Source organism: Lapidilactobacillus concavus DSM 17758, assembly GCF_001435835.1.
Lineage (GTDB): Bacteria > Bacillota > Bacilli > Lactobacillales > Lactobacillaceae > Lapidilactobacillus > Lapidilactobacillus concavus.
Genome location: NZ_AZFX01000044.1, coordinates 7,472 through 10,753, shown reverse-complemented (window position 1 = coordinate 10,753; position 3,282 = coordinate 7,472). Strand labels below are relative to the sequence as shown.

Annotated in this window: 3 protein-coding genes; 1 reads left to right on the top strand and 2 read right to left on the bottom strand. The window is 45.0% G+C overall.

The genetic code is table 11. The features are described from left to right. Positions 1-214 precede the first annotated feature (214 nt). On the top strand, positions 215-970 hold the full coding sequence (locus FC15_RS05010; protein WP_057824574.1) for a class I SAM-dependent methyltransferase: 756 nt from the start codon (positions 215-217) through the stop codon (positions 968-970). Positions 971-1,339: 369 nt separating this feature from the next. Here FC15_RS05010 and FC15_RS05005 read toward each other — a convergent pair whose 3' ends face one another. Together FC15_RS05005 and FC15_RS05000 are read right to left on the bottom strand one after the other, a co-directional pair. Next, the gene (locus tag FC15_RS05005) at positions 1,340-1,876 is read right to left on the bottom strand and encodes a sigma-70 family RNA polymerase sigma factor (protein ID WP_057824572.1); all 537 of its coding nucleotides are present in this window, start codon (positions 1,874-1,876) and stop codon (positions 1,340-1,342) included. Between the two features lie 189 nt (positions 1,877-2,065). Then, positions 2,066-2,881: a hypothetical protein gene (locus FC15_RS05000; RefSeq protein WP_057824570.1), complete on the bottom strand. Its 816-nt coding sequence runs from the start codon at positions 2,879-2,881 to the stop codon at positions 2,066-2,068. Positions 2,882-3,282 lie beyond the last annotated feature (401 nt).

The following is a 3,282-nucleotide window of genomic DNA, read 5'->3' as shown; positions in this document are numbered from 1 at the left end:
AAGAGCTGCAGCCGGCCCCACATGCAAGCATGCCCATTGTCTGTAGCAACTTCGGTTCAACGCAATGCCACAGCAGGAATAACCATTTCCCGTAGCAACTTCGGTTCAATGTCACCATGTTTCACTCACACAATACGATTTTTCAACAAAACACCTACGAATCACCAAATCTTGCTATAATATAATCAATCGAGATTCGAGAATGGAGTAAATAATGACTGAAAACTACACAGATATCAATGCCAAAACCGTCGATGGTTGGGTCAAGGAAGGCTGGCAATGGGGCGTTCCAATGACTCACGAAACGTTCATTGCGGCGCAAAATGGCGATTGGCAGATGCTACTCACACCCACCAAATCGGTACCGCGCGATTGGTTCTTGGACGATTTTCACGGCAAAAAAGTGTTCGGACTTGCAGCTGGTGGTGGTCAACAAATGCCATTGCTGACGGCGTTGGGTGCAGAGTGTACCGTGCTTGATTATTCGCCTGCACAACTCGAAAGCGAGCGTAAAGTCGCCGAGCGAGAAAATTATGACATCACTATTATTCGTGGCGACATGACCAAACCACTCCCATTTGCCGACAACACGTTCGACTTCATCGTCCACCCTGTTTCAAATTGTTACGTTGAAGAAGTCGAGCCAATCTGGAAAGAATGTTACCGGATTTTAAAACCAGGCGGTCGCTTAATTGCAGGGTTAGATAACGGCATCAATTACATCGTGTCTGACGATGAACACCAAATCGTTAACTCGCTACCGTATAATCCATTGAAGCAACCAGAATTAATGGCAAGCTTAGACATTGCTGATTCCGGCATCCAGTTCTCGCACACGATTGAAGAACAGATCCGCGGCCAACTCAAGGCAGGATTCACCCTCGTCGATGTGTATGAAGACACGAACGGAGAAGGCTACCTACACGAATTAAATATCCCATCATTCTGGGCAACACAGAGTGTGAAGTAAGGCGGTCTGCTGTCGAGGATTAACGATGATTTCTGAATAATTCGTACAGCGAATTGTTTAGAAATTGTTGTTAAACGCAGAAAGCTGCCTTACGGAACACGTTTAGAGTGTGAAGGCTCATGGGTGAATTCGAGGATTAATATGATTGAGACCCGAATCGTTTTTCGATTCGAGTCTCAATTGTGTTAACCGGAAAATTCAATGAGCCTGAGCACGTTTTAGTGTGAAGGCTCATGGGTGAATTCGAGGATTAATATGATTGAGACCCGAATCGTTTTTTGATTCGAGTCTCAATTGTGTTAACCGGAAGCGAAAAATCAAAAAAGAGGGCCAACAACGTAAAGATTGTTGGCCCCCTTTTACATCATCCTAGTGTTTGGTGTCATCCAAGATTGCAGCGAGTTGTTCTCGCAATTGCGTCCGGTGTTTGCGCAGCGTTCTAGGACTGAGCTGTGCCTTGCAGGCAATGGTAGTCAGCGATTGTCCCTTGATGAAGTGATCACGAATGATCAGCTGATCGATTGAATTACGATCGTACGCCAATTCCTGCAGTGTAATCATTAACTCCATCTCCGTGTCGTCACTGACATGGTGCCAGCTTTCCCAATCTGACAATGGTGCCGCCTGCCGATATCGTTGCTTGCGTAAGAGGTCGGTCAGTCGCCAGACGATGTGCTGATACGCGTAGCCCAAGAAACATTCGTCGACTTCTGGGTCGGCTGGATAATTCACATAAGCTTGCGCGAACGCTAAAAAAGCTTCCTGCAAAAAATCATCGTAATCCTGATTTTGGCGCCAAATCCCCGCCTTCTTAACCGCACCATGCAACAATCTCTGCTGTCGTAATGCCGCTTGTAAACCCATGGTAAAATTGCGTGCTGTTGGTTCATTGTTTTCATTTTTCATTGTGAAACTCCTTAACAGAATTCCACAAGCGCTTGTGGTGACTCTAGCTTAACAAGTCCAGCTTAAGTCAACACCTCGGAGCGCAAACCTTGTCACAGCAACAAGCAACGTCTTTAAAAAACTTCACCTATCGATTAAGTGGCGTCAGACAGGCCATCCACATTTTGCTCCGAATCAAAAAGTTTATTGCTAACTGAAGCTACGTTTCCGTCTCAATCTCGAAACAAAATAGTTTTCAGAATCCTCAAAGGTGCTTGAAATCACCTCATACTCTGGGTGATGACAAATCTGGCGTATCGCGACTAAGTCAAATAATTCTAGAAACTCGCCCACCTGATGTGCCCGGACTAATTCACAAGCACGCGTAAATCGATAATCATTTTGCCGAAGTATATTGGCGCAAATGAGCAATTCATGATCGTCGACGCCAGCTTCGTGATACAGGCAATGTAGCGCCTCGAGTTCGATCGTGCTCATCAAACAAACTTTCTCGAAACGCCGATTGAAATCTTCCTGGACAGCTAATGTTAAACGTAGTTGATCACGAAAAATAAAGAGACGACGTCGTTCTTGATTTTTCGTAATCCTAACCACGCGGTGCAACGCGACCCAATCTGAACACTTCGAACTTGAAACACCCGAAAGATGCATGGCCACCCAGTTACCAAAACAAAGCGACAATTCGCAATTCACAGGCAAGCCGATTGTCTCCTTCAGGCAACGAACCATCGACACATCGAAGACCGCATGCCGCATACGATAATGTAACAAGCTTTTTGTCGTCGCCGTTGTAAAAAACACCTCCTCAGATGTGATCACCAGTGTTTTAATCTTCTGTGGATTTTTGACCGGATAGTTGATCAAAACATCGAATTCACTGACAAATTCAACCGCATGATGAATAGGCAATTGCCGCCGCAAAGTCGACTTGAATAAAGCCGATTGGTCGATCACACCTGCCCGTGCGCATAATTGCATCAATTCGTAACTATTGACTTTCCGCACTTACTCACTCCAATCTGATACCTTTAGTTTATATTGTTGTAAGCGTATACACAAGCGGCATTGTGACACTTTGTCCTGATTGGATAAAAGAGATTATGTAGAGAAAATCGATCGATATTTATTTTTGGAGATAGCATTGTTTGTATATTTTATGGTTAATTTTTATTTCTGCTCGTCGAAGTAGCTACGGAAAATGATTGTTCTTGCTGTGGCATGCGTTGAACCGAAGTTGCTACAGACAATGGGCATACTTGCATGTGGGGCCGGCTGCAGCTCTTTAGAAGCAGGCTTCTAAAGGAGCTTTCGCCTAAAACTTGTAGCTTTTGTTGCACAAAATCTAAAGTTTTGCCCGTGCTGTAAGCTCGAAACGCGTTCCGCAAGGCAGCAGCCTGCGCTTAACC